Source organism: Streptomyces sp. NPDC055962 (genome assembly GCF_042270185.1).
Lineage (GTDB): Bacteria > Actinomycetota > Actinomycetes > Streptomycetales > Streptomycetaceae > Streptomyces.
The window spans coordinates 165879-191875 of sequence record NZ_JBHJYN010000007.1; the positions used below are offsets into that span (position 1 = coordinate 165879).

Genomic DNA, 25997 nt, shown 5'->3' on the forward strand with positions numbered 1-25997 from the left:
CGCGGGGCCCGCGCATCAGCCGGGCAGCGTCGCCGTCTCTCCCACGGCGGCGAGGAGCCAGATGGGGAATTCGGGGTCGGCCTGCCCGACGGCCAGGCCCAGCCACCGTGTGCTCGCGGGCACGCGCCAGATCTGCATGCTGCCCGCCAGGTTGCAGAGCTGGCCCATCGGCTCCGGGACGGTGTCCGCGTCCTCCCGCTCCAGATAGGGCCAGAGGTCCACGGTCTCCGGCTCACCCCACCGTGCGCTCAGGGCGGTCGCCAGGACGCTGAACTCCTCCTCGATCTCCTGCTCGGCGGGTTCGACGCACTCCGGGGACCGGTCCTCCCAGAGGTCCTGGCCGGCCCGCAGGATCAACAGGTGGTGCCCGGGTCCGCTGCTCCGCCCTTCGCTGTCCTCGCTCTCCTCGCCCGCGGGGAAGGGCAGGGCGAGGATGTCGTCGATCAGGGCGAGGCGGTCCCCGGTGGTCGCGGGCGGTGTGCTGTCGCTGTCCGTACTCATGGTGCGTGATCCTGCCAACCGCCCGCCCGGGAACACGAATCGGGGGCGCACCCGGCCACGAGCCGGATGCGCCCCCGTTCCCCGGGGTGGGGCCGGGCTCAGCAGCTCAGGTTCGAGCCGGGGGTGGTGCCGAGGATCTGGGCGAACGCCTTGTACTTGTCGACACGGCTCTGCACCTGGGCGGGATTGCCGCCGTTGCACTCGATGCTGCCGTTGATCGAGCGGATGGTCTCACCGAAGCCCGCACCGTTGACCATGGCGTTGTGCGGGGTCATGGTGCCGGGGCCGGACTGCGTGTTCCAGTACCAGAGACCGGTCTTCCAGGCCACGGAGGCGTTCTGCTCCACCTGCCAGGGGTTGCCGAGCAGGTCGATGCCGAGCGCGTCACCGGCGGCCTTGTAGTTGAAGTTCCAGCTGAGCTGGATCGGACCGCGGCCGTAGTAGGCGGCCTGGCCGGCCGGGCAGCCGTACGACTGGCTGGTGTCGCAGTAGTGCGGGTAGTTCGCGGTGTTCTGCTCCACGATGTACACCAGACCGCCGGTCTCGTGGCTCACGTTGGCGAGGAACGCCGCCGCCTCCTGCTTCTTCACCGTGTCGCTGCCGGTGTTGGCGAAGCCGGGGTAGGCGCTCAGGGCCGCGGTCAGGCCGCTGTAGGTGTAGAAGGAGTTCCTGCTCGGGAACATCTGGTTGAACTGCGCCTCGCTGACGACGAAGCCCGAGGGGTTCGGCTGACCCGGGTCCGTCCCGCCGCCGCAGGTGCCCTGGTCGGCCCAGACGTCGGCCGAACCGGGCCGCTCGTTCTGGGTCCACCACTTCGCGGACCAGTTGTGTCCGTTGTACGAGGCGGAGCCGCCGCCCCAGTAGACGGCGGAGGCGCTCCAGGCCGGGGCGCAGGCGGCGGCCGCCGCCGTGGTGGCGGGAAGAATGACGAGCGTCGCGACGACCGCGCCCAGCGCGGCGATCAGGCTCATGACACGTTTGAACACGCGATCACTCCTTCGTCGCGGCGCCCGCGTCGAGCGTGCGCCGCCATGGGGGGTACGGCCCACTCAAGCGGCGATGGTCTGGACCTGTCAAGGTCTAGACCAAAACTCGGCCCCCTCACGCACACCCTCAACCCCGGCCGTGCAGAGTCCTGTTGAACGCGAGGCGAACGTCCCCGGAAGGAATCCGGAGCCTCCCCCACCGCACGGTCCGCGGTCGTACGGTGTCGCCGTCCGGCACACCGCACCCACGAGGGGCCGCCACCACCATGGACGGGCTGTTCACTCCCGAGAACGTCATCGCCACGCTCACCGCCCTCCTGGGCGTCGCGACCTCGGCCGGTGTGCTCTGGTACGAGCGCCGTGTCCCCCGCCGCAAGCGCATCGGCTACCGCGTGCAGATGGACACCCCCATAGGCAGCGAAGTCAGCCAGGGCCGGGCCAACGTGCGGCTCGGCCTCTTCAGCGAGACCCCGGACATGGCCGACGCCACGCTCGTCCTGCTGCGCATCGAGAACGACGGCTCGCAGTCGATCGGCGACGAGGACTACACCGGGCGGGGCGAACTCAACGGTCTCACCGCGGAGTTCACCGGTCGCACGGTGCGCGGGATCGCGGTGACCCACTCCCCGGACGCCGAACACCTGATGGATCACTTCACCCCGTCGGCGGGTCTGCGGCACGACGGCTCGGTCATCCGGCTGCCGCGCGTCCCGCTCAACCGCAACGAGCACTTCAAGCTGCTGGTCCTGCTCACCGGTTCGCACGTGGGCGGCCCGATCAAGGTCACCGGGGGCATCCGGGACGGCGTCGTGGCGCGGAACAAGGCGGCCCGCCCCGACGAGAAGCCCCCGCTGTTCGGCCGGGCGTCCAGGATCATCACCGTGGCCCTCACCACCTGCGTCGTCACACTGGCCGCCATCATCGTCGTACGGGACGATTCCCCGCCCCCGATGGACTGCGCCCGGGGCACCCTCACGGTCACCGGCTCCACCGCCTTCGGGCCGGTCATGGAGGAGCTGAAGCAGACGTACGAGGACGAGTGCGAGGGCTCCGTCATCACGCTGGACATCCACGGCAGCAACGCCGGTGTGCGGAAGCTCGACGCCGCCGGAGGCAAGGCCGGGTCGGCCGGTTCGCCGTCGATGATCGCCCTGTCCGACGGCCCCAGGCCGGCGGCCCTCACCGCGCTGCACGGGAAGCCCGTCGCGATCTCGCTGTTCTCCCTCGTCGTCAACGACTCGGTGCCCGTGAAGGACCTCTCCACCGACCAGATCCGGCGGATCTACCGCGGCGAGATCCGCAACTGGAACGAGATCACGGGGAACGGCCCCGACCTGGAGATCCGGCTCGTCAGCCGCGACGCCAACTCCGGTACCCGCGAGGTGTTCCAGCGGCGCGTCCTGGACGCCAACGAGCCGGCCACGTCCTCACGCGACTGCACCACCAAGGACTACGGCGAGGCTCCGGTGCTGCGCTGCGAGCTCGACGGCACGGACCAGGTCCTCGCCGAGGTCGCCGCTCTCGACGGAGCGATCGGCTACTCCGAACTGCGAGGCGGCACCGTGCCCGACGGGGCGCACCGGACCACCATCGACGGCATCGCCCCCTCCGTCGACACCATCGCCACCAGCGGCTACCCGTACCGCGAGATCGAGTACGCCTACACCTACGGGTCGCCGCCCGCGAGCTCGCTGGTGGCCGGCTTCCTCAACTACCTGGACAACTACGGCGAGGAGATCATGCGCACCAGCGGCCACCTGCCCTGCGCGACACCGCGGGGGATGCGGCTCTGCGGAGAGGAACGGCCCCTACCCGAGTAGGGGGCCTGGAACAGCACCCCGGCATCGCGCGCGTGGCGCGCACCTGCTCCTGACGTGCGCGTTCCTCCGGCAGCTCCCCTGCCCGGGGCGCCTCTGACGCGGGGCACCCCTGACCCGGGGGCGCCCCTGCCGGCGGCTCCTCCCGCGCGCGGCCCGCTGCCGGACGGACGCCCGCACCCCGGACGAACGACGACGGCGGACACAGGACGACCACGGCCGCGGACGAACGACGGCGGCCGGACCCTCCCCGTGGAAGGTCCGGCCGCCGTCGCGCGGTCTCCTAGAGGAAGGAGTTGATCTCGATCGTCTCGGTCCGGCCGGGGCCGACACCGATCGCGGAGATCGGGGCGCCGGACATCTCCTCCAGCGCCTTCACGTACGCCTGCGCGTTCTTCGGCAGGTCGCCGAAGGTCTTGGCCTTGGTGATGTCCTCGGACCAGCCCGGCAGGTTCTCGTAGATCGGCTTCGCGTGGTGGAAGTCGGTCTGGTTGTACGGGAGCTCCTCGACGCGCTTGCCGTCGATCTCGTACGCCACGCACACCGGGATCTGCTCCCAGCCGGTCAGCACGTCCAGCTTGGTGAGGAAGAAGTCGGTGAGGCCGTTGACCCGGGTCGCGTAGCGCGCGATCGGGGCGTCGAACCAGCCGCAGCGGCGGTCACGGCCGGTGGTGACACCGCGCTCGCCGCCGATCCTGCGCAGCGCTTCGCCGTCCTCGTCGAGAAGTTCGGTCGGGAAGGGGCCGGCACCGACACGAGTGGTGTAGGCCTTGAGGATGCCGATGACCCGGCTGATCTTCGTCGGGCCCACGCCGGCTCCGGTGCAGGCGCCGCCCGCGGTCGGGTTCGACGAGGTGACGAAGGGGTACGTGCCGTGGTCGACGTCCAGCAGGGTGCCCTGGCCGCCCTCGAAGAGGACGACCTTGCCCGCGTCGATGGCGTTGTTCAGGATCAGCGTCGTGTCGGCGACGTACGGCTTGATCTGCTCCGCGTACTGGAGCATCTCCTCGACGATCTTCTCCGACTCGATCGCGCGCCGGTTGAAGACCTTGGCCAGGAGCTGGTTCTTCTGCTCCAGCGCCGCTTCGACCTTCTGCTCCAGGATCGACTCGTCGTAGAGGTCCTGGACGCGGATGCCCACCCGGTTGATCTTGTCGGCGTAGGTCGGGCCGATGCCGCGGCCGGTCGTCCCGATCTTGCGCTTACCGAGGAAGCGTTCCGTCACCTTGTCGACGGTGACGTTGTACGGGGTGATCAAATGAGCGTTACCGCTGATCAGGAGCTTGGACGTATCGACGCCTCGCTCGTTCAGACCGCTCAGCTCGGAAAGCAGCACCGCCGGGTCGACGACGACACCGTTCCCGATGACCGGGGTACACCCCGGCGACAGGATTCCGGAGGGGAGGAGATGCAGTGCGTACTTCTGGTCGCCTACGACGACCGTGTGGCCGGCATTGTTGCCGCCCTGGTAACGCACCACATAGTCAACGGATCCACCGAGGAGGTCGGTGGCCTTCCCCTTGCCCTCGTCACCCCACTGAGCACCGAGCAGCACAAGTGCGGGCACAGGCGTACACCCCTTCCGGGCGGGGCATGTCCAAGGTCAGGGGGCGTACGTAAAGGTCGTACCTGCCGCACGACGATGTACGGCAAAGCCTGAGCCGTCGAACCGGGTGCCCCGGAATAGACCAAGCCCCTGGCGCAATAGCGCAAGGGGCTCTTGCACCAAGATGCTACCCGAGGAAGGACCGAGGTGTCGGCTGCAGAGCCCCCCGGCGACGGCGACCACCAGCTACTCGTGCTCATCGACCCCCTTGCCCGCCGTTACGACGGCGAGTCCGTGCGCATCGCGAAGGACGTGCTGGGCGCGGGCGCGCACACCAAGATCTGCCTTCCGGACGGCCCCGACGAATTCGCCAAGGCCCTGTCCCGACGGGGCTCCAGGCGCCCGGTGGTCGTCGGCGACGACCACGCGCTGCTGCGCGCGGTCTCCCAGCTCCACCGCGAGCGGGAGCTCGCGGAGAGCGCGCTCGCCCTGATCCCGGTCGGCGCGGCGCACACCCTGGAACTCAGCTACGCACTGGGCGTGCCCCGGGGCGCCGTGGCGGCCGCGCGCACGGCGCTCGACGGGACCGCGCGCCGGCTGGACCTGCTCGTCGACGACAGCGACGGCGTGGTCCTGGGCGAGCTGCGCATACCGGCGGCCCGGCCCTCCCCGGGCCCGCCCCACACGGTCTGGGACACCTGCCGCACCCTCGTGGCCTCCCTGGTCCGCCCCGCCCCTCCCTCACCCTCCGGGCCCGCCCGCACCCACCGGCTGCGGGTCGAGGCGGACGGTGTCCTGCTGAACGACCTGGACCGGCCGGTCGAGGGCGTCTCGGTGAGCGCCCAGGGCGACGGTGGTCTGGCCGACGTGGTGATCCGCACCGCCTCCGGAGGGACGCACACGGCCGAGGCCAAGGCGGTCACGGTCTCCGGTCCGGACTTCCGCTACCGCGCGGACATACAGGTCGGGGGCCCCGTCAGGACCCGCACCTGGACCGTACGGGCGGGTGCCTGGGGTCTGGTGCTCCCGGCGGAACCGGTGTGACGGGTGACAGGCGCCCTGCCCGGGCAGGGCAGGGCGGCCCCGCCGCCTCACTCCGTCCGGCCGCGGCTCTCGCGCCAGCGGTCGAGGACGCCGAGCAGTTCCTTCTGGAGGAAGGCGAAGAACTCCGCCGTCTCCACGAGCCGCGCGCCGGCCGGGGTGTCCTCGCCGAGCGAGCGGGCACCCTCCCTCAGCGTGCGCTCCCAGCGGGTGAGCACCTGGTCGCGGCTCGCGAAGGCCGCCCACCAGATCTCGTCGTGCAGGCGGTAGCGGTCGCGGCGTGAGCCCGGGTCGCGTTCGCGGCCGACCATGCTGACCTGCGTGAGGTAGGTGACCGCCCCCGAGACCGCGGCCGGGCTGATCTGCAGCCGGCGGCCGAGCTCGGCCGAGGTCATGGAGCCGTCGTCGTCGGCGAGGAGCGCGGCGAAGACGCGCGAGGCCATCCGCTGCATCCCGGCCTCCGTCATGTCGGCCGCGAAGCGCTCGACGAACCGGGACACGGCGTCCTCGTCCCGCACGGCGTCCTCGCCATGGACCGTGTCCTCGTCGCGCACGGCGTCCCTCTCACCGCTCACATCCCCGTCACGCACCGCGCGCGTACCGCCTCCCGCCGTCCCGGGTTCCTCGGTCCCGCTGGCCATACCCTCCGCCGCCTCCTCCGCTCCGATCACGGCCCAACTTTATATGCTTCCTTAACTTCACAACTTTGTGAAACCCGCGTACGTTCGGAAACATGACGAAGGCAATCAGCGTCGCCGGACTGCACAAGTCGTTCGGGCGGACACACGCGTTGGACGGCCTCGACCTCGCCGTCGAGACGGGCGAGGTCCATGGCTTCCTCGGCCCCAACGGCGCCGGGAAGTCCACCACCATCCGGGTCCTGCTGGGGCTGCTGCGCCCCGATTCGGGCGCGGCCCGGCTGCTCGGCAAGGATCCGTGGCACGACGCCGTCGAGCTGCACCGGCGCCTGGCCTACGTCCCCGGTGACGTGGAGCTGTGGCCGGGCCTCACCGGGGGCGAGGCCATCGGCCTCCTCTCCCATCTGCGCGGCGGGGCCGACGAGCGGCGCCGCGACGAGCTGATCGAGCGCTTCGACCTCGACCCGACGAAGAAGGGCCGGACCTACTCCAAGGGCAACCGCCAGAAGGTCGCCATCGTGGCCGCGCTGGCCTCCGACGCGGAACTGCTGCTCCTGGACGAGCCGACGGCCGGGCTCGACCCCCTCATGGAGGTCGTCTTCCAGGACGTCGTCCTGGAGGCGAAGGCCGCCGGCAGGACCGTGCTGCTCTCCAGCCACATCCTGGCCCAGGTCGAGAAGCTGGCCGACCGGGTCAGCATCATCAGGCTCGGCAGGACCGTGCAGTCCGGATCGCTGAGCGAGATGCGGCATCTGACGCGCACGACGATCGAGGCCGAGACGGCGCGGCCGGCCGCAGGGCTCGACTCGCTGCCCGGCGTGCACTCCGTGGAGATCACCGACGACGGTGCGGGAGGCGGGAGCCGGGTGCGGTTCACCGTGGACGGCGGACACCTCGACCGGGCCGTGAGCAAGCTCGCCGCATGCGGAGTGCGCGGTCTGATCAGCCATCCGCCGACCCTGGAGGAGCTCATGCTCCGCCACTACGGCGACGAGCTCGCCGCCCACCGCCACGCCCCCACCCCCGAGGACGCGCGATGAGCGCCACGACCGCCACCGGCACCCCCGCGCCGGCCCGGGCCTTCGCCGGGCCGGAGTCGCTGACGGGCACCGGCGCCCTGGTCCGGTTCAACCTGCGCAGGGACCGCGTCCGGCTTCCCGCGTGGATCCTCGCGCTGCTCGTCGGCACGCTGGCCACCGCCGACAAGTTCAGGACGCTCTATTCAGGCGCCGAGGCCCGCGCCTCCGTCGTCACCACCATGGACAGCCCCGCCGGGCTCGCCATGACCGGGCCCCGGCACTACCTGGACGACTACACCTTCGGCTCGATGCTCGGCCACCAGATGCTCGGCTTCGTCGCCGTGCTGGTCGGGCTCATGAGCGTCCTGGTCATCACCCGCCACACCCGGGACGAGGAGGAGACCGACCGCGCCGAGCTCGTCCGCTCCACCGTTGTCGGACGCCACGCGCACCTGGCCGCCGCGCTGTGGGTCGCGGTGATCGCCGACCTCGCCCTCGCGGCTCTGCTCGCCGTCGGGCTCGGAGCCATGGACCTGGCCCCGGGCGGCGCCGGGAGCGCACTGCTCTACGGCCTCGCGCACGCAGCAGTGGGCCTGGTCTTCGCGGGTGTCGCCGCGATCACCACACAGATCACCGCCCACACCCGGGGCGCGTCCGGCCTGGCGCTCGCCGTCATCGGACTCGCCTACGTCCTGCGGGCAGCCGGTGACGCGGGCGGTGACGACGCGCTCTCCTGGCTCTCCCCGATCGGCTGGGTCCAGCGGACCTACCCCTGGGTGGACGACCGCTGGTGGCCGCTGCTGCTCTGCGTGGCGCTCGCCGCGCTCTGCGCGGGCACCGGATTCGTCCTGTCGACGCGGCGCGACGTAGGCGCGGGACTCCGCGCCGGCCGGCCCGGCAGCCCGACGGCGTCCGCCGCGCTGCTCCGGCCGCTGGGATTCGCGTTGCGGCTCCACCGCCCGGTGCTCGCCGGATTCGGCGCGGGGCTCTTCGTGATGGGCGCGATGTACGGGTCGATCCTCGGCGAGGCCGACGACATGCTGAAGAACATCGACCAGGTCCAGGACGCGCTGCGGAGGATCGGCGGCACGAGCACGGCCGAGTCGTTCGCATCGATGATCATGGTGATCCTCGCCGTCGTGTCCTCCGTGTACGTCGTCATGGCATCCCTTCGCCCCCGGGCCGAGGAGGGCGCGGGCCGCGCCGAACCCCTTCTGGCGACCGGCCTGTCCCGCGCCAGGTGGGCGGGGAGCCATGTCGCGGTCGCCGTCGCGGGCGGCACGGCGCTCCTGGCGGCGGCGGGCCTCGGCATCGGCGTCCTGGGGGCGGCGTCCGCCGGTGACCCCGGGCTGGTGCTCTCCCTCACGGGTGCGGCACTCGCCTACGCCCCCGCGCTCTGGGTCACCGCCGGGGTGACCGCGGTCCTGTACGGCTGGCTGCCACGGGCGGCCCCGGCCGCGTGGGCCGTCCCGGTGTACGCGTTCGTGACCGGCTACCTGGGCCCGCTGCTCCGCTTCCCGGACCGGATGAACGACCTGTCCCCCTTCGGCCATGTCCCGCAGCTGCCCGCGGCCCCCATGGAGTGGACGCCCCTGGCCGTCCTCACCCTGGTCGCAGCGGCCCTGGTCCTGCTCGGCCTGGAGGGCTTCCGGCGGCGGGACCTGCTGACCACGTAGGGAACCGGCCACGAACGCGACGACGTCCTGACCCGTATGGACCAGAGGGACACGGCGGGGTACGGAGGATGTGCGGCGGCGGCGCTCGGGGCGGTGACCGCCCTGTACGTCTGGGGGTCGTCCCACCGCACCGGAGTGCACCTGGGCATGGGCTTCGAGGGGCACGGCAGGGACCTCTCCGTCCTGTGGACGGAGCTGCCCCTCGTCCTGCTCGCCGGGGCCCTGGTCCCCCCGGTCTCCTGGCTGCTGACCCTGCGTCTGCTCCGCGGGCGGGCACGGCAGCGGTCCCGGGTCCTCGTCGCGGCCGTGTGCACGGCGGGAGTCCTGGCCCTGTCCACGTGGGGCCTGCACACCTGGTCGAACCCCCGGGACCCGGACCACGTACGGCTCTCCGGCACCGCCGCCTCAGATCTCGACCTGTAGCGCCCGCAGCCCCCGGATCACGTACCCGGAGTTCCACTCCGGCTCGGCCGCCAACCGCATCCCGGGTGCCTTGCGCAGCAACTCACCGAAGGAAGCGTTCAGTTCGAGGCGTGCCAGCGGCGCACCCAGGCAGTAGTGGATGCCCGCACCGAAGGAGATGTGCGGGTTGTCCTCACGGGACAGGTCCAGCGTCTCCGCATCGGCGAATCGCTCAGGGTCCCGGTTGGCCGACGCGAAGAGCAGCGCGACCTGTGCACCGCGCGGGATGACGGTGCCGTCGATCTCGATGTCGTCCAGGACCCACCGCGCGAACATGGGCACCGGGGTGTCGTAGCGCAGCAGTTCCTCCACCGCGGTCGGCAGCATGCCGTGGTCCACCCGCAGGGCTGCCAGTTGCTCCGGGTGCCGGAAGAGCATCCACCAGCTGTTGGCGGTGGCGTTGACGGTCGCCTCGTGACCGGCGTTGAGCAGCAGCACACAGGTGGAGACGATCTCCTGCTCGGTCAGCCGGTCCTCGTCGTCGTGGGCGGCGATGAGGCCGGAGATCAGGTCCGCCCCCGGATCAGCGCGCCGCGCCTCGATCAGACCGCGCAGATATGCGGAGAACTCGACGGAGGCCCGCACCGCGGCCCCTGCGGTCTCCTCCGTCGGATTCAGCTCGAACATCCCGCAGATCGCCGCCGACCACGGCCGCAGCAGCCCCCGGTCGGCCTCCGGGACGCCCAGCATCTCGGCGATGACGGCCACGGGGAGCGGCTCGGCGACCGCGCTCAGCAGGTCGCCGCCCCCCGCCTCGACGAAGTCGTCGACGAGTCCGGCGGCCAGCCGCTCCACGGTCGGGGCGAGCGCCTCGACCCGGCGGGGCGTGAACGCCTTGGCGACCAGCCGCCGGATCCGGGTGTGGTCGGGTGCCTCCAGGTCGAGGATCCCGTTCCCGTTGAGCGTGTGGAACGGCTCGTGGGCCGGGGGCGGCGCGTCGACGCCGAACTCGTCGTGGCTGAAGCGGTGCAGATACGTCCGCCCCAGCCGCCGGTCGCGCAGCAGCCCGGACACGTCGGAGTAGTGCGGGACGAGCCACTGACGCGTCGGCTCGAAGTAGTGCGCCCGGCCGGTGGCGCGCAGCGCGGCGTAGGCGGGGTACGGATCGGCGACGAACGCCGGGGACCAGGGGTCGAAGGACACGTGCATGGGCCGACGCTATCCGGGCGTGACCAGCCGCGCCTCGTACGCGAACACGGCCGCCTGCGTCCGGTCCCGCAGCCCCAGCTTCACCAGGACGCGGCTGACGTGCGTCTTGATCGTCGATTCGGCGACCACCAGGTGAGTGGCGATCTCCAGGTTCGACAGCCCCTGGGCGATCAGCACCAGCACCTCCGTCTCCCGCTCGGTGAGGTCGCCGATCCTGGCCATGGCGGGCGGCCGCGGTGCCTCGGCGATCTTCGAGAACTCGGTGATCAGCCGCCGGGTCACCGTCGGGGCGAGCAGCGCCTCGCCGGACGCCACCACCCGCACGCCCTCGGCGAGCTGCCGTGCCGAGGCGTCCTTCAGGAGGAAGCCCGAGGCGCCGGCCCTCAGGGCCTGGTAGACGTACTCGTCGAGGTCGAACGTGGTGAGGACGAGCACCTTGGCGTCCGCGTCGGCGGCGACGATCTCCCGGGTCGCGTCGATGCCGTTGAGCTCGGGCATCCGGATGTCCATCAGCACCACGTCGGGCCGCAGTGCGGCGACCTGCGAGACCGCCTGCCGCCCGTCGACGGCCTCGCCCACGACCTCGATGCCGGGCATCGCGTTGAGCAGCACGGAGAAACCCTCGCGGACCATCATCTGGTCGTCGACGATCAGTACCCGGATCGGCGATTCGCTCACGCGCCCTCACCGCCGTCGCGCTGAGCCGGTACGGGCAGGAACACGGCGACCTCGTACCCGCCGTCCTCCGTCGACCCCGCGGTCATCTCGCCGTTCAGCATCGCGACCCGTTCCCGCATCCCCGTGATTCCGTGACCGGCCCCCGGCGACGGCTTGACCAGCCCCCGCGCGGGACCGTTGACGACGCGCACCCCGAGCCCGCCGAGCACATAGCCGATCTCCACCCTCGCTGCGGCACCCGGAGCGTGCCGCAGCGTGTTGCTCAGCGCCTCCTGCACGATCCGGTACGCCGACAGCTCGACACCCTGCGGAAGCTCCCGCACCGCGCCGGTGACGGTCTTGTCCGTCTCCAGCCCCGCTTCCCGGACGTTGCCCAGCAGCCGGTCCAGCTCCGCGAGCGTGGGCTGCGGGGCGTCCGGCACCTCGTAGTCGTCGGCGCGTACGACACCGAGGACCCGGCGCAGCTCGGTGAGGGCGGCCACGGCGTTCTCCCGGATGGTCAGGAAGGCCTGTTCCAGCTCGGGCGGCGGGTTCTCCACCCGGTACGGGGCCGCCTCGGCCTGGATGGCGACGACCGACATGTGGTGCGCGACGACGTCGTGCAGTTCGCGGGCGATGGTGGTGCGCTCCTCCAGCAGCGTGCGCCGGTCCCGCTCGACGGCGGTGACGGTGCGCTGCACGGTCACCTCGCGCCGGGCCTCGTGGCGGGTCTGCACGACGGTCACGACGAGCAGGGCCATGGCGGACGTGAAGACCATGCCGCTGTTGGTCGACGAGGGGTTCCAGGGGCCGATGGTCTCCAGGGAGGTCCCGGTGAACGCGGTGATCACCCACATCCAGGCCGCCGTGCGCGGACGGGTCCGCGCCGCCACGACGATCAGGACTGCCAGGTGGCAGACGAAGGCGTTCGGCGCCCACGGCCAGTCCCCGCTGCCCACGAAGGCCATCACCGGGGCCGAGGCGATCGACACCCAGAAGGCGAGGACGGGGCGGAGCAGGGTCATGAGCAACGTGGCGGCCGGCAGGAACGCGGTGATGAGGGTCGCGATCCCGAACGGGGAGTACGTGTTCGCAGCGAAGACGCCTTCGAGCAGCGCGATCAGCGCGACCGCGCCCACCACCGCGTGCGGGAACCAGACGGCCCGCATCCGGACCGGCTTCGGAAGCCGGCGGATCACCGGCCCGTCCGTGCCGAGCGGCCCGAGCGGGCGGTAGTCGAACACGTCGTGGAAGAGGTCCTGCCGCAGGCCGCCTATCGCCCCTGCGGCCAGCCGGAACTCCGGGCTTCTGGTCTTGGTCTCGGTCACGTTTCCACGGTAGGCGGCGGCCCGTGCCCCGGTCGTCACCAGTGATGCGGATCCGCGGCCGTCCGTCGCAAGTACTACCAGGCCAGTTGGGCGATCTCCTCGGCCACCACCGCGCAGGCGTCCGCGGAGGGGTCGATCAGGGGAAAGTGCCCCACTCCGTCCAGCAGCGTCAGCCCCACCATCTCGCCGGCCTTCGCCGCGGCGTCCACGAACGCCTCGGTGACGGCCTGCGGCACGGTCAGGTCCTCCACCCCCTGGACGACGGCCGTCGCGATCCCCGTCGGCAGCAGCAACGCCGGATCCACGTGAGCGCTCCGCGCTTCGAAGTCGTCCTTCCCACCGAGGAGCTGGTGGAGCGCACCGGAGCAGACGTCCAGCTCCACCGCGCTCGCGAAGTCCCCGATGGGAGCCAGCGCGACCACGCCGCGCAGCGGCGGCGCGGCGGGCAGCCGCCACGGCGACCCCTCCGGCAGCACATGCCGGGCGGCGGCCCACAGGGCGAGCTGCCCACCGGCCGAGTGCCCGGTGACCACGGTCTTGCGCAGATCGGTTCCGGGCAGTTCCCGGGCAGCCAGCGCCGGAAGGGCGTCCATGGCGGCCGCCACGTCGTCGAAGGTCTCGGGCCAGCGCCCGGCGACCGGGCCCGCGGCGCCCTGCTGCGGGATCTCCCCGCCGCGGCGGTATTCGACGCTGGCCACGGCGAAGCCGCGCCGCGCCAGGAAGTCCGCGAACGGCGAGACGTGCTGCCGGTCGTACGGCGCCCGCCAGGCCCCGCCGTGCAGGAGCACGACGAGCGGAGCCCCGGTCCTGCCGTCCCTCGGCGCGAAGAAGTCGACAACCTGGTCGGGGTGGCTCCCATAGGCGGCGGACCCGTCGGGGGCGACCACCGGATGGGCGAACGCCGACTCGGTCTCGGAGGCTTCGCGATCACGCGCGGCAGAATCCGACATGCTGCTCCAACCGTCCTACGCCTGTGCCCCACTGGACTGACCTGCGGGGACGGTACCAGTACGGCGGGCCGCCGCCGTACGGGCCCGGAGCACGGACCCGTACGGCGGCGCACGCTCAGGCCGCGAGCACCTCGCCGAGGGTCCGCGCCGCCCGCTCCGCGTCGGCGAATCCGACGTACAGCGGGGTGAAACCGAAGCGCAGGATGTCGGGGCGGCGCAGGTCGCCGACCACGCCGCGCTCGATCAGCACCCGCATCACCTCGGCCGCGCCGTCGCACCTCAGCGAGACCTGGCTGCCGCGCTCCGCATGAGGAACCGGCGTGACGGAGGTGACCCGTCCCTCGGGGACGTGGGCGGCGACGCACTCCAGGAAGAAGTCCGTCAGCGCCAGGGACTTGGCCCGTACGGCCTCCACCCGCACGCCGTCCCACACGTCCAGCGCCGACTCCAGGGCCAGCATGGACAGGATGTCCGGGGTGCCCACCCGGCCCCGCACGGAGCCGTCCGCGGGGGCGTAGCCGGGGGTCATCGCGAACGGATCGGCGTGCGAGGTCCACCCGGGCAGGGGCGAGTCGAAGGCCTCCTGGTGGCGCTCGGCCACGTACAGGTAGGCCGGCGAACCGGGGCCGCCGTTCAGGTACTTGTACGTGCAGCCGACGGCCAGGTCGACACCGTGCGTGTCGAGACCGACCGGCAGGGCGCCCGCGGTGTGGCACAGGTCCCAGACGGCGAGCGCGCCCGCCTCGTGGGCGGCGGCGGTGAGGCCGGGCAGGTCGTGGAGCCGGCCCGTGCGGTAGTCGACGTGGTTCAGCAGGACGGCCGCGGTACGCGGCCCGAGCGCTGCCGGTACGTCGGACGGGGCGACCGGGACGACACGGTGGCCCGTCATGCGGGCCGCCGAACCGGCGATGTACCCGTCGGTGGGGAACGTCGTCGCGTCGACGAGGATCTCGTCGCGTCCGTCGCCCGCCAGGCGGGTCGCCGCGACGACGGCCTTGAAGACGTTCACGCTGGTGGAGTCGCCCACGACGATCTGCCCCGCGGCCGCCCCGACCAGCGGGGCGATCCGGTCGCCGATCCGCTCGGGCGCCGTCCACCAGCCGCTCTCGTCCCAGGAGCGGATGCGCAGCGCGCCCCACTCACGGGTGAGGACCTCCTGCATGCGCGCGGGCACGTGCCGGGGCAGCGCGCCCAGCGAGTTCCCGTCGAGGTAGACGGTGTCGTCGAGGGTGAACAGCTCCCGCAGTGCTGCCAGTTCGTCGGCGGCGTCGAGCGCCTCGGCACGCTCCTTGATGTCAGACATGGCTGCGCGCCGTCCACAGCTCGGGGAACACGCTCTTGGTGGCCCGCTTCTCCAGCCAGGCGACCCCGGCGGATCCGCCGGTCCCGGTCTTCGACCCCATCGCCCGCCGGGTGGCGGTCAGGTGGTCGTTGCGCCAGCGCCACACCAGCTCACCGACGTCGGTCAGCACCTCGCCGAGCCGCACGAGCTCGTCGTTCTGGTCCGGGGCCGCGTATATCTCCGCCCAGACGGCCTCGACCGCGGGCGACGGCTCGTACTTCTGCGACAGGTCGCGCCCGAGCACCGACTGCGGTACGGGGTAACCGCGCCGGGCCAGCAGCGCGAGCGTCTCGTCGTACAGACCGGGCTCGTGGAGCGCCTTCTCCAGCTCGGCGTGGACACGGGGGGCGCCCCGGTGCGGCACGAGCATGGACGCGGACTTGTCGCCCAGCAGGAACTCCATGCGGCGGTACATCGCCGACTGGAAGCCGGACCCCTCGCCGAGCGAGCCCCGGTAGGAGTTGAACTGGGCGGGGGTGAGGCCGGCCAGCGGCTTCCAGGAGGCGTTCAGGGCCTCCAGCTCCCGCAGCGAGCGCTTCAGGGCGTCCCGGGCGACCGGGATCCGGTCCTCGCGCAAGGCGTGCGCGGCGGTCTCCCACTCATGGACGATGACCGTGAACCACAGCTCCATGACCTGGGTGGTGACCAGGAAGACCATCTCGCCGGGATCGTCCGAGCGCAGGTGCTGGAGGTGGGTCAGTACATCCGCCTGGACGTAGTCCTCGTACGGAGTCGTTCCCGCGAAGTCCAGGTGCGGGGTCTCCGCACCGGTGGCTTCGGGGTCGGGGTGGATCGTCGACATTTCTGTCTCCTCGACACGAGCTTCCGGGTAGCGGTCCGCCCCTTCCTCTGAGGTGGTGGAGCTCCGGTCCCCTGCTCGGCATCCTAACGGCCTTCCCACCGACACGTCGGGCCCCGCAGGTCGACGCCCGCGGGGCCCGGAAGCCGGGGGCCGTCTCAGCCCAGGGTGTCGGCGGCGGTCTGCGAGGAGTCACGCAGGAACGACGAGCAGCGCTCGTACTCCTCCTGCTCACCGATCGCCTGCGCGGCGCGGGCGAGGGCGTGCAGGGCCCGCAGGAAGCCGCGGTTCGGCTCGTGCTCGAACGGGACGGGGCCGTGGCCCTTCCAGCCCGCGCGGCGCAGGGCGTCGAGGCCGCGGTGGTAGCCGGTGCGCGCGTACGCGTACGACTCGATGACCCGGCCGCCCTCGTACGCCTCGTCGGCGAGCTGCGCCCAGGCCAGCGAGGACGTGGGGTACTTCGCGGCGACATCGGCGGGCGCCGTGCCGGCTGCGAGCAGCTCGCGCGGCTCCGGGTCGTCGGGCAGATGGGTCGGGGCGGGGCCCCCGAGCAGGTTCTCGTGGATGGACATGGTTCAAGTGTGCCTGGGCCGGGGCTCCGGTTCCAAGGGCGGGGCCGTCACCCCGCAGTGCGTCGAACACGCCGGACGGGCCCCGGCCCGGGCGGCGGGAACCGTCCGCAGGGACCACCAGGCGATCACGGAACCCGCCACCAGCAGACCGGCGCACATCGGCATCGCCCGCCGGAACGTCGAGGCGAACTCCCCCGCATCGCGGTACGCCTCCGGGCCCATTCCGGCCAGCAGCGGGAGGGCGGCCACCGCGAGCAGCCCGGCGGCCCGCGCGGCGGCGTTGTTGATGCCGCTGGCGAGTCCGGCCCGGCCGGTCTCCACGGCGGCCAGGACGGAGGCGGTGAGCGGGGCCACGAGGGTGACCATGCCGAGGCCCAGCACCACGACGGCGGGCAGGACGTCCGTCGGATAGGAGGCGCCGGGCCCGACCCTGAGCATCAGGAGCATCCCGGCGGCGGCGAGCAGCGGGCCGACGGTGAGCGGGATGCGGGGCCCGATACGCCGTCCGAGGTCACCGGCGGACGCCGAGAAGAGCAGCATCAGGACCGTGGTGGGCAGGAGCGCGGTGCCCGCGCCGAGCGCCGAGTAGCCGGCGACCACCTGGAGCTGGATCGCGGAGAGGAAGAAGAACCCTCCGAGGGCCGCGTACACACAGAACGTCACGATGTTGACGGCGGTGAACTGCCGCGAAGCGAAGATCGACGGCGGCACCATGGGGTCGGCCCGGCGCCGCTCCACCTGGACGAACGCCGTCCCGAGGACCACGCCGCCGACGGCCGCGCCGATCACCGTGACGGAGGCGCCCTGCTCCGGCACCTCGATCAGCGCGTAGGTGACCAGGGCGAGCGCCAGCGCGGCGAGCGCGGCTCCGAGCACGTCGAACCGGCCGTGGGCCTCCGGGTCCCGGGACTCCGGCACATGGCGCAGGGCCACGGGCACGCAGACGGCGGCGAGCGGCAGATTGAGCAGGAACACCCACCGCCAGCCCGGCCCGTCCACCAGCCACCCGCCGAGGAACGGCCCGACGGCGGCCCCGACCCCGCCGAGCCCCGACCACAACCCCACGGCGCGGGCCCGGTCGTCGGGGTGGAAGCTCGCCTGGATGATCGCCAGCGAGCCGGGGGTGAGCAGCGCTCCCCCGGCCCCCTGCAACGCCCTCGCGGCGATCAGCACCTCCGCGTTCGGCGCGATCCCGCAGAGCAGCGAGGCACCGGCGAACCAGACCACCCCGAGGACGAACACCCGCCGCCGCCCGAAGCGGTCCCCGAGCGCCCCGCCCAGCAGGATCAGTCCGGCCAGGGTGAGCATGTAGGCGTTGACCGTCCACTGCAGCGCCGCCAGATCGGTGCCGAGGTCCTCGCCGATGCGCGGGAGGGCCACATTGATGACCGTCGAGTCGAGCAGGGCCATGCTGGAACCCAGCACGGTGGTGAGGACGACCCAGCGTCCCACGGGCGAGGCGACCCGGATCCCGTCGTCGTCCGTACCGCCCGCACCCTCAGCATCAGTCATAGGAGCAGCATCTCCGCCGGCCGGTCCGCAGGCCATTCATGACCGCCTGTTCCAGCCGCGCCGCCCGCCCCACGCCGCTTCCCGCCGCCCCGCACCCGTTTCCGCCGCCCCCCACGCCCCACGCCCGGCCGCGCTGCCCGTCACGCCCGGTCCGGCCCCCCGCACGCCCGGTCCCGCCGCCCGTCACGCCCGGTCCCGCCGCCCCGTGCGGCAGGGTGTCACGCCCGCACGGCTCGAATCCCCCGGACCAGCGCCGCCACCCCCGCCTCCGCCTTGCTCCGCGCACACCCCACGTTCAGCCGCAGGAACCCCGGCGCCCCGTACACCGCCCCGGGCATGATCGCGACCCTCTCCCGCTCGATCAGCACCCGTTGCAGCGCCTCGTCGTCCACGCCCAGCGGGCGGACGTCGATCCAGGCCAGGTAGCCCGCCTGCGGCGGCTCCCACCCCAGCTCGGGGAGGTCCGCGTCCAGCCGCTCCCCCACCATCGCCAGGTTCCCCGCGGTGTACGCCCGCACCTCGTCGAGCCACGCCGCGCCCTCGCGGTACGCCGCGATGTGCGCGGTCAGCGACAGCACGGCGGGCGAGGCGAGCCCCTCCGCCGTCTCCATGCGCCGCAGGTACTCCGCATGGTCCGCCGGGTCCCCGATGAGCCCGTAGGAACCGGTCAGCGCCGGAAAGTTGAAGGACTTCGACGCGGACGTGATGAGGGCCCAGCGCCCGTCACCGGCCACCCGGTAGTACGGGACATGCGTGTACCCCTCGTGCACGAAATCCGCGTGGATCTCGTCGCTGATCACCGCCACCCCGTGCCGGCGGGCCAGGGCCGCCGTCTCCCGCAGCTCGGCCTCGGTCCACACCCGCCCCGTGGGGTTGTGCGGCGAGCACAGCACCAGGACCTTCGCGTCGGCGCGCGCCAGCTCCCGTTCGAGGGCTTCGGTGTCCCCCACCGGCACACCCCGCAGCTCCCGCCCGAGCCCGAGGACCGCCTTGCGGAAGCCGTCGTAGGTCGGGGTGTGGACGACGACGCCCTCACCTTCGGCGGTCCACATCCGGAGCAGCTGCGAGAGCTGGTTGAGCACGGACGGGCCGTAGACCAGCCGGTCCGTGTCGATGCGGGTGGCGTACCTGGTCGCGTACCAGTGGGCGACCGCCGACCGGAAGTCGTCCTGCTGCCAGGTGGTGTAGCCGAGGACCCCGTGCTCCAGCCGGCCCCGCAGCGCGGCCAGCACCTCGGGGGCGGTCTCGAAATCCATGTCCGAGATGGTGAAGGGCAGCAGCCCGTCCACCCCGAAGCGGTCGGCGACCCCGTCCCACTGGACGCACCAGGTACCGCGGCGGTCGATGACGGTGTCGAAGTCGTAGCGCGCGGGCGTGCTCACGGTGGATCCCTCACTCCTCGGACACGGAGCGGGCCCGGCCCCCCGAGGGGAGACCGGGCCCGCACCTGCGTCCGTGACGTACTTACTTCAGCTTGGTGCCCGAGGAGCGCAGGTTGGCGCACGCCTCGGTGACACGCACGGCCATGCCCGCCTCGGCGGCCTTGCCCCACGTGCGCGGGTCGTAGGTCTTCTTGTTGCCGACCTCGCCGTCGACCTTCAGGACACCGTCGTAGTTGCGGAACATGTGGTCCGCGACCGGGCGGGTGAAGGCGTACTGGGTGTCGGTGTCGAGGTTCATCTTGACGACACCGTTCTCCAGCGCGGTGGCGATCTCCTCGGCGGTGGAACCCGAGCCGCCGTGGAAGACGAAGTCGAACGGCTGGCTTCCGGCCGGCTTGCCGTACTTCTCGGAGACGCCCTGCTGGAGGTCCTTGAGGAGCTCGGGACGCAGGACGACGTTGCCCGGCTTGTAGACGCCGTGGACGTTGCCGAAGGACGCTGCCAGCAGGTAGCGGCCCTTCTCGCCCAGGCCGAGCGCCTCGGCCGTACGCAGCGCGTCGTCGACGGTCGTGTACAGCTCGTCGTTGATCTCGTGCGTGACGCCGTCCTCCTCGCCACCGGTCGGGGTGATCTCGACCTCAAGGATGATCTTGGCGGCGGCGGCCTTGGCCAGCAGCTCCTGGCCGATGGACAGGTTGTCGGCGAGGGTCTCGGCCGAGCCGTCCCACATGTGCGACTGGAACAGCGGGTTCAGACCCTTGGCGACCCGCTCCGCGGACACGTCGAGCAGCGGGCGCACGTAGGCGTCCAGCTTGTCCTTGGGGCAGTGGTCGGTGTGCAGCGCGACCGTGATGTCGTACTTGGCGGCGACGATGTGCGCGAACTCGGCCAGGGCTACGGCGCCCGTCACCATGTCCTTGTTGTACTGGCCGCCCAGGAATTCGGCACCACCGGTGGAGATCTGGACGATGCCGTCGCTCTCCGCCTCCGCGAAGCCGCGCAGTGCAGCGTGCAGGGTCTGGGTCGACGTCACATTGATGGCCGGGTAGGCGAACTTGCCTGCCTTCGCCCGGTCGAGCATCTCGGCGTAGACCTCGGGGGTTGCGATGGGCATCTGTCCGCTCCTTGGGATGTGCGGGTGTGCAGTGCTTGGTCCCTGACCTGGGGGCGACGTCATCGTCGCCCTTATCTTCCCAGACTCTCGCGCCGGCTCCACGCTGCCCGTCGGAGTAGCGCTCCCTGTTTCACGTGAAACAGGGAGCGCCTCGGTGAAGCCGCAGGTCAGGCCAGGTCGAGGTCGGCCACGGAGTAGACGTGGACGTAGGGCAGACCGGCTTCGGCGATCGCCGGAGCGGCGCCGCGCTCCACGATCACGGCGACGGCCACGACCTCGCCGCCGGCCTCACGCACCGCCTCGACCGCGGTCAGCGGCGAACCGCCGGTGGTCGAGGTGTCCTCGACGACGAGGCAGCGGCGGCCCTTGACGTCCGTGCCCTCGATGCGGCGCTGCATCCCGTGGGCCTTCTGCGCCTTGCGGACGACGAACGCGTCCAGGCTCTTCCCACGCGCCGCCGAGGCGTGCAGCATCGAGGTGGCCACCGGGTCGGCGCCCAGCGTCAGTCCGCCGACGCAGTCGTAGTCCAGCTCGGCGGTGGCGTCGAGCATCACCTGCCCGACCAGCGGCGCGGCCTTGCCGTCCAGCGTGATCCGGCGCAGGTCGATGTACCAGTCGGCTTCCAGACCCGAGGAGAGGGTCACCTTGCCGTGCACCACGGCCTTGTCCTTGATCTGCTGGAGCAGCTCAGCGCGTACGTCAGTCATGTCAACGAGGGTAAGCGCTGACGCGGGAGGTCAGAGCCGGACCCAGCTCCAGGTCGTCGCGATCTCCAGGGGCTCGATCGGGGTCACCAGCCGGGGTGCCGTGTTCAGTCCGTTCGGCGGCCCGGACTGCGGCTCCACGCAGACGGCCTCGGCCTGCTCGTCGTAGATCACCACCCACTCGTCCCGGCTCCTGACCGTCAGCTCCAGCTGCTCGGGCCAGGTGAGCTTCACGTCGACGCCCTCGGGCATCCCGAAGCAGTCGTCCCACGGGCCGGGCAGGGGGTCGATCCGGCGGCCGGTCGGCAGGTGGTTGTCGCCCCGCTCCTCCTGCCAGGCCGCGTCGAAGGCGATCCGCGCGTCCTGGCCACCGAGGTTCCGGAGGAACCAGGGGTGCCACCCGGCCTGCGCCGGGAAGGAGTCCCCGTACGTCTCGACGCCGAGGCTCAGCGTCAGCGACTCCTCGGTCAGCTCGAAGGACTGCGTCACGCGGCCCTCGTACGGCCACGGGTCGGCCAGGTCGTAGAAGAAGGCCGCTTCCGTGTCGCTCTGCCGGGCGAGCTGCCAGGAGGTGTCGCGGCCCGTGCCGTGGATGGCGTGCGGCGGCGAGTTCAGCGGCAGTTGATGCGGCTCGCCGCCGTTGCGGAACAGGCCGTTCTCGGTGCGGCCGCACCACGGCACCATCGGGAAGCAGCCGTACCGCTCGCCCTGGCGCAGCAGTTCGGTCCCCCCGATCCGCAGGCTGCCGATCCGGCAGCCGTTCTCGGGGTCAACGGTCAATTCGACGTCGCCGGCGGTCAGCCGGACGTTCTTCGCAACTCTGCTCACCCTCCGACACTACTGGCGCGGGGCGCCCGGCTACGGCCTTCTGCGTCGAAGCGCCCGGCCTACCACCACGGCCGAGGCGATCGCCAGGGCGGCCGCCGGAGCGGCCCAGCGCAGCGTGATGCCCGCGGCGCCCGCCTCGGGGGACGGCACAGGGGCATACCGACCGCGCGGCGGGGCGTGGTCGACCTCCTCCGTACTGCGGCCGATCATGGTGCGGCGGGCGTGCGCGGCCTCGGCGGGCGGCTCGTCCGGCACGGTGAACTCCAGCTCCGCGGACGGGTCGAGCGACGGCGGCGGGACGGGCGCGTCGAAGACCGACTCCTTGCCCGGCGAGTTGTCCGGTGAGTCCGGCTCGACATCCGGCGCGTCCGCATCGGCCACCCCGGCATCCGGCGCGTCCGCATCGGCGTCCGGCACATCCGCGTCCGGCACCCCGGCGTCCGGTGCGTCGGCGGACGCGTCGGCGGATTCCACCGCCGGGGTTTCCACCGCCGGGTTGTCCGCGGCAGGCGTACCGCCTGCGGGTGCGCCGCCCTCCGCCGCCAGGGACTCCGTCACCAGCTGCTGCGTGAAGCGGTCCAGCAGTCGCTGCGCCGCGGCGAGCGCCGCCGCGTCGTCCAACTCCACGATGCGGCCGTCACCGCTCGCCGTGCCGGTGAATTTGATCGTCGTCCCCCCGTCCGCCTCTCTGAGACCGATGGTCAGGGCCAGCTTCGCCGAACCCGCACCCCGCGCCTCCACGCCCTCCCCCGTGACGGAGAAGGAACCACCCCCGGCGGAGGGCAGCAGCGTGAGCGCCCCGCGATACGTGATCGTGTGGCCGTCGGCCCGGAATTTCAGCCGTCCGGACAGCGGGCCGGCCGACGCGTCGGCATCCTGCTGGAGTCCCGGCACGCAGCGCGCGACCCGCGCGGGATCGCCCAGCGTCCTCCGCAGGGCCGGGACCGGAACCGGAACGAACACCTCATGCTCCATACCGACCGAGCCTACTCAGCCCCGGCCGTCCCGTCAGCGCTTCCGCGCCCCGTACGCCGTGGGGCCGCGCCGGCCCGCCGTACTCACGGTTCCTCCTGGTAGCGGGGGTGGACCAGCGTCGACGGCGCGACCCCGTGCCGGCGGACCCGCTCCACCGACCGCAGGCCGGCCAGCAGCTCGCGCTCCTCCAGCGTCCGTGGGGCGGGCGCGCCGGGGGCGAGGCCGGGCCGGGCCACGGAACCCCGGGCGGCCAGCACGAATCCCCAGTCCCGCGGCGCCCCCGCTCCGCCTGCGGCCCGGTCCGGGCCCGCCGCGAATCCGGTGAGGCGCCCGTCGACGCGGTAGGGCCGGGTCGACAGGCCGCCCGCCCGTACCGACGCCTCCACCGTCCAGAACGTCACCGGCCGGCTGCTCGGCGGTCCCGCGTGCACCACCAGCCGGCCGCCGGGCTCCAGCGCGCCGGCGACCAGCCCGTAGAACTCCGCGGAGTAGAGCTTGGTGCTGGCCGTGATCCCCGGATCGGGGAGGTCCGAGATCACCACGTCGTAGCGGTCGAGGGTGTCCCGCAGCCACGTGAAGGCGTCCCCCGAGACCTCCCTCAGCCGGGGGTCCCCGTACACGTGCCCGTTCAGCGCGGAGAGCGCCGGATCCGTACGGGCCAACCGGGTGACGGCCGGGTCGAGCTCGACCACGACGACGGACGCCACGCCGGGATGACGCAGCACCTCACGGGCCGCCAGCCCGTCGCCCCCGCCGAGGATGAGCACCCGCCGGTGGTTCCCCCTCATCGCCGGGTGCACGAGGGCCTCGTGGTAGCGGTGCTCGTCGCGGGAGCTGACCCGGAGCCGGCCGTCCAGATAGAGGTCGAGCGGGCCCCTGCCCGGGCCCGGGGCCGGGCCGGTGAGGACGATCTCCTGCACCCCGGTCTGCATCGCGACCCGTACCTCGTCCCCGTACACCGCGCGCCGCGCCGCGCGCTCGAAGTCGTCGACCAGGACCGAGGCGGTGGCCAGCAGGGCGATCACCACGACGTTGACGAGGACCAGCAGCCGACGTGACCGGCGGCCCAGATCGCGCCGGAACACCCACAGCACCAGCGCTCCGCCCGCCGCCGCGTTGACCGTGCCCGTGAAGAGCGCACCGGTCAGCTGGCCCATCATCGGCAGCAGCAGGAACGGGAAGGCGAGCCCACCGACCAGCGCGCCCACGTAGTCGGCGGCGAAGAGGTCCGCGACCGCCCCGCCCGCGTCCTGCCGGTCGACCCGCTGGATCAGGGTCATCAGCAGCGGGATCTCCGCGCCGATCAGGATCCCGATCGCGAGCGAGAAGCCCACCAGGGCGCAACGGGACTCCCCGAGCCAGGCGAAGGAGGCGTACAGGACGAGCGCCGACGTACCGCCGACCAGCGCCAGGGCGGCCTCGATCAGCCCGAACCCCACGGCGGCGCGGTTGCGTAAACGTTTCGCGAGGAGCGACCCGATGCCCATCGCGAACACCATCACGGACAGCACGACCGAGGCCTGGGTGACCGAGTCACCGATCAGGTACGAGGCGAGCGCGACCAGCTCCAGCTCGTACACCAGACCGCAGGCCGCACAGATGAACACCGTGGCCAGCACGAGGAAGCGGCCGGTCCTCGGCCGGACGGGGAGCCGCGTCGCGCCCCCTCGCAGCGGCATCTGCTGGTCGATCATGAAATGAACGCTACGTGACCGGATGGTCGCCGCTTGTCACCCACACGGGTGTAAGTGGGTTGCGCGGGAAGCGCGCTCCACCGGACGCGCACCGTGGGGCGGCGACGGGCGCACGCCCCTCCCCCGGCCACCGGCGGCACCTTCGCCCGCCCGCCGGCTGCACCCGCACCCGACCGCCGCCGCGGCCGGCACCCTCATCCGACCGCGGCCGGCACCCGCACGCCCACCTTCGTCCGGGTGACGACCAACTGCCCCTCCTGCGGGTACGCGTGCCAGGTGCGCCACCGCACCTGCCCCTCCGTGCGCTGCGCGAGCATCGCCGTGAAGGCGTAGGGGCTGCCGGGGAACGTCCCCGCCAGACCGTGCGGGTGGTCGGCCACCAACGCGAGCAGTTCCTGCGCGCGCACCGCGAACGACCCCGCGGAGAGCGTCTCGACGCGCGCCGCGAACTCGTAGTCCCAGTCACCCAGACACTCGGCGACGCCCAGCGGCAGCGGCGTACTGCTGCCCGGCAGGCAGGCGACGGTCTCGGAGCACGTCCGGCGCCCCTCCTCCAGCAGAACCTGATGGGAGGCGCCGAGAAGCCGCAACTGCACCGTGGCGCCGCCGAGTTCGAGGTCGAGTACGGCCAGGGCGGGCAGCGGCTCCCGCCCGAGCGTCCATGCGAGGTCGGCGGCTCGGGTGTCGGAGTAGGCGGTCTGGAGGGTCGTGAGCATGGATCGGCTCCGCAAAACACACAGGGACACATGGACAGGAGGTACCCCCGTGCGGCGCGCCGTGGGGGAGGGGGAGCCCGATCCGGCCCAACTGGGGCCCAGGGGCTGAATGTTCTCTACATCGATGCAATCACGAAGTACGTCGCGCTCACAGCGTTTTTACCCAACTTGCCGTGGTTTCCATCCCTCAGGGGGCAGCACGGTTCACCTGTTCCCGACGGGCCCAACGAAAAGATGCCCGGAGGGAGTTCACTCCCGCCGGACATCTCAGGCCCGCCCGTCCCGCCCCCCGTACGGGGCCGGCGGAACCGTCTCAGTCGCCGCCGCCCCCGCCGCAGCCGCCGCCACCCCCGCAGGAGTGCCCGCCGGAGTGCCCGCCGCCGCAGGAGTGGCCGCTGCCGCCGTCCCCCGACCACCAGCTGCCGCCGTCGGAGGCACCTCCCCCGCCGCTGTCCGAGCCGCTGCGCCCCCGACGCCCGGCGCGTCCCGCCAACGGCTTCTTCCGGCCACTCGATCCCGAGGCGAGGGCGGCGATCCCCGCCACCACGACCACCAGGAACACGATGAAGACGAACAACTCCATCGACCT

General features: G+C 72.2%; 25 protein-coding genes. 5 read left to right on the forward strand and 20 right to left on the reverse strand.

Going from position 1 to position 25997, the window contains the following annotated elements:
- Window positions 1-15: 15 nt before the first annotated feature.
- Window positions 16-501, reverse strand: a complete 486-nt coding sequence (locus ACFC51_RS21420; protein WP_376367931.1) for a hypothetical protein — start codon at window positions 499-501, stop codon at window positions 16-18.
- A gap of 98 nt (window positions 502-599) precedes the next feature.
- A complete protein-coding gene (locus ACFC51_RS21425; protein ID WP_376367929.1) occupies window positions 600-1487 on the reverse strand; it encodes a glycoside hydrolase family 19 protein in 888 nt (295 codons plus the stop codon).
- Window positions 1488-1753: 266 nt separating this feature from the next.
- Here ACFC51_RS21425 and ACFC51_RS21430 point away from each other — a divergent pair, with 266 nt between their 5' ends.
- Window positions 1754-3307 (forward strand): PstS family phosphate ABC transporter substrate-binding protein, encoded by a 1554-nt coding sequence (locus tag ACFC51_RS21430; protein WP_376530230.1) that lies wholly within the window; start codon window positions 1754-1756, stop codon window positions 3305-3307.
- Window positions 3308-3587: 280 nt separating this feature from the next.
- Here ACFC51_RS21430 and ACFC51_RS21435 read toward each other — a convergent pair whose 3' ends face one another.
- The gene (locus tag ACFC51_RS21435; RefSeq protein WP_376367925.1) at window positions 3588-4871 is read right to left on the reverse strand and encodes an adenylosuccinate synthase; all 1284 of its coding nucleotides are present in this window, start codon (window positions 4869-4871) and stop codon (window positions 3588-3590) included.
- A 186-nt stretch (window positions 4872-5057) separates the two neighbouring features.
- Here ACFC51_RS21435 and ACFC51_RS21440 point away from each other — a divergent pair, with 186 nt between their 5' ends.
- Window positions 5058-5894, forward strand: a complete 837-nt coding sequence (locus ACFC51_RS21440; RefSeq protein WP_376367923.1) for a diacylglycerol kinase — start codon at window positions 5058-5060, stop codon at window positions 5892-5894.
- A 47-nt stretch (window positions 5895-5941) separates the two neighbouring features.
- Here ACFC51_RS21440 and ACFC51_RS21445 read toward each other — a convergent pair whose 3' ends face one another.
- Window positions 5942-6532: a GbsR/MarR family transcriptional regulator gene (locus tag ACFC51_RS21445; protein ID WP_376530233.1), complete on the reverse strand. Its 591-nt coding sequence runs from the start codon at window positions 6530-6532 to the stop codon at window positions 5942-5944.
- A 92-nt stretch (window positions 6533-6624) separates the two neighbouring features.
- On the opposite strand from ACFC51_RS21445, the gene ACFC51_RS21450 reads away from it, so the two are divergent.
- Genes ACFC51_RS21450 through ACFC51_RS21460 form a run of 3 tightly spaced genes read left to right on the forward strand, consistent with a single transcriptional unit; the run spans window position 6625 to window position 9647 of the window.
- A complete protein-coding gene (locus tag ACFC51_RS21450) occupies window positions 6625-7569 on the forward strand; it encodes an ABC transporter ATP-binding protein (RefSeq protein WP_376530236.1) in 945 nt (314 codons plus the stop codon).
- The gene (locus ACFC51_RS21455) at window positions 7566-9224 is read left to right on the forward strand and encodes an ABC transporter permease (RefSeq protein ID WP_376530239.1); all 1659 of its coding nucleotides are present in this window, start codon (window positions 7566-7568) and stop codon (window positions 9222-9224) included. The genes ACFC51_RS21450 and ACFC51_RS21455 overlap by 4 nt, the downstream gene beginning before the upstream one ends.
- Window positions 9225-9260: 36 nt before the next feature.
- Window positions 9261-9647: a hypothetical protein gene (locus ACFC51_RS21460; protein WP_376367916.1), complete on the forward strand. Its 387-nt coding sequence runs from the start codon at window positions 9261-9263 to the stop codon at window positions 9645-9647.
- Here ACFC51_RS21460 and ACFC51_RS21465 read toward each other — a convergent pair.
- From ACFC51_RS21465 to ACFC51_RS21540, 16 genes are all read right to left on the reverse strand, one after another.
- Window positions 9630-10835, reverse strand: a complete 1206-nt coding sequence (locus ACFC51_RS21465; protein ID WP_376530241.1) for a cytochrome P450 — start codon at window positions 10833-10835, stop codon at window positions 9630-9632. The genes ACFC51_RS21460 and ACFC51_RS21465 overlap by 18 nt on opposite strands.
- 9 nt (window positions 10836-10844) lie before the next feature.
- Window positions 10845-11513: a response regulator gene (locus ACFC51_RS21470; protein ID WP_376367912.1), complete on the reverse strand. Its 669-nt coding sequence runs from the start codon at window positions 11511-11513 to the stop codon at window positions 10845-10847.
- Window positions 11510-12820: a histidine kinase gene (locus ACFC51_RS21475; protein ID WP_376530244.1), complete on the reverse strand. Its 1311-nt coding sequence runs from the start codon at window positions 12818-12820 to the stop codon at window positions 11510-11512. Before ACFC51_RS21475 ends, ACFC51_RS21470 begins: the two co-directional genes overlap by 4 nt.
- Window positions 12821-12894: 74 nt before the next feature.
- Window positions 12895-13770, reverse strand: coding sequence for an alpha/beta hydrolase (locus ACFC51_RS21480; protein ID WP_376530247.1), 876 nt, complete (start codon window positions 13768-13770; stop codon window positions 12895-12897).
- A 115-nt stretch (window positions 13771-13885) separates the two neighbouring features.
- Window positions 13886-15073 (reverse strand): kynureninase, encoded by a 1188-nt coding sequence (gene kynU, locus ACFC51_RS21485; protein ID WP_376367906.1) that lies wholly within the window; start codon window positions 15071-15073, stop codon window positions 13886-13888.
- Complete coding sequence (locus tag ACFC51_RS21490; RefSeq protein WP_376367904.1) at window positions 15066-15914, reverse strand: tryptophan 2,3-dioxygenase family protein; 849 nt, start codon at window positions 15912-15914, stop codon at window positions 15066-15068. Before ACFC51_RS21490 ends, kynU begins: the two co-directional genes overlap by 8 nt.
- 155 nt (window positions 15915-16069) lie before the next feature.
- Complete coding sequence (locus ACFC51_RS21495) at window positions 16070-16483, reverse strand: DUF3151 domain-containing protein (protein WP_329230404.1); 414 nt, start codon at window positions 16481-16483, stop codon at window positions 16070-16072.
- Window positions 16484-16486: 3 nt separating this feature from the next.
- Window positions 16487-17995, reverse strand: coding sequence for a DHA2 family efflux MFS transporter permease subunit (locus tag ACFC51_RS21500; protein WP_376530250.1), 1509 nt, complete (start codon window positions 17993-17995; stop codon window positions 16487-16489).
- Between the two features lie 218 nt (window positions 17996-18213).
- Window positions 18214-19377 carry a MalY/PatB family protein gene (locus ACFC51_RS21505; protein ID WP_376530253.1) on the reverse strand — a complete coding sequence of 388 codons (1164 nt, stop codon included), beginning with the start codon at window positions 19375-19377 and terminating at the stop codon, window positions 18214-18216.
- 82 nt (window positions 19378-19459) lie between these two features.
- Complete coding sequence (gene fbaA / locus ACFC51_RS21510) at window positions 19460-20491, reverse strand: class II fructose-bisphosphate aldolase (RefSeq protein ID WP_267074899.1); 1032 nt, start codon at window positions 20489-20491, stop codon at window positions 19460-19462.
- A gap of 167 nt (window positions 20492-20658) precedes the next feature.
- On the reverse strand, window positions 20659-21198 hold the full coding sequence (gene pyrE / locus ACFC51_RS21515; protein WP_147958720.1) for an orotate phosphoribosyltransferase: 540 nt from the start codon (window positions 21196-21198) through the stop codon (window positions 20659-20661).
- 30 nt (window positions 21199-21228) lie between these two features.
- A complete protein-coding gene (locus tag ACFC51_RS21520; protein ID WP_376530256.1) occupies window positions 21229-22023 on the reverse strand; it encodes an aldose 1-epimerase in 795 nt (264 codons plus the stop codon).
- A gap of 30 nt (window positions 22024-22053) precedes the next feature.
- Complete coding sequence (locus ACFC51_RS21525) at window positions 22054-22998, reverse strand: SRPBCC domain-containing protein (protein WP_376530259.1); 945 nt, start codon at window positions 22996-22998, stop codon at window positions 22054-22056.
- An 83-nt stretch (window positions 22999-23081) separates the two neighbouring features.
- Window positions 23082-24692, reverse strand: a complete 1611-nt coding sequence (locus ACFC51_RS21530) for a polyamine aminopropyltransferase (protein ID WP_376530261.1) — start codon at window positions 24690-24692, stop codon at window positions 23082-23084.
- A gap of 194 nt (window positions 24693-24886) precedes the next feature.
- Complete coding sequence (locus ACFC51_RS21535) at window positions 24887-25408, reverse strand: DUF2617 family protein (protein WP_376367893.1); 522 nt, start codon at window positions 25406-25408, stop codon at window positions 24887-24889.
- A gap of 313 nt (window positions 25409-25721) precedes the next feature.
- The gene (locus tag ACFC51_RS21540; protein WP_376367891.1) at window positions 25722-25991 is read right to left on the reverse strand and encodes a hypothetical protein; all 270 of its coding nucleotides are present in this window, start codon (window positions 25989-25991) and stop codon (window positions 25722-25724) included.
- Window positions 25992-25997: the final 6 nt, after the last annotated feature.